Below are 507 nucleotides of genomic sequence, written 5' to 3'. Positions count from 1 at the left end.
CACCGGAAGGACGACCACCACGGTCATCACGACGCGGACCACCGTAACCGCCGCCCGAGGGACGACCACCACGGTCGTCGTCACGACGGGGGCCGCCGTGGCCGCCACCGGAGGGACGTCCACCACGCTCGTCGTCGCGGCGGAACGAAGGACGGTCGTCACGGCGGAAGCCAGGACGGTCATCGCGACGGAAGCCACCGCCACGCGAGTCGTCACGACGCGGGCCGCGCGGGCCTCCGCGACGCGAGTCGCCGCCCGAACGATCGTCGGGAGAGTTGGTGGACATCGACGTGACTCCTGTCTTCGGGTACCGCAGTCATTCTCGCGCACTCAGCTGGCCGGCGCGCTTCGGCAAAAAACAAAAAGGACCCCTGGTCCCAGCGTGAACGCTGGGACCAGGGGTCCTTGAAAGATTGTTCGGCGGCGTCCTACTCTCCCACAGGGTCCCCCCTGCAGTACCATCGGCGCTGAAAGGCTTAGCTTCCGGGTTCGGAATGTAACCGGGCG

At 67.7% G+C, this 507-nt stretch carries 1 rRNA gene; it reads right to left on the bottom strand.

Annotated features, from left to right (window positions below):
- Positions 1-415: 415 nt before the first annotated feature.
- Positions 416-507: ribosomal RNA gene (gene rrf, locus AB0G59_RS20675) — 5S ribosomal RNA — on the bottom strand; the annotation flags it as partial.

Origin of the sequence: Streptomyces sp. NPDC021096 (assembly GCF_040641275.1) — a bacterium.
Lineage (GTDB): Bacteria > Actinomycetota > Actinomycetes > Streptomycetales > Streptomycetaceae > Streptomyces.
Note: the sequence above shows the minus strand (reverse complement) of the source record. Positions and strands in the feature narration are given on the sequence as shown.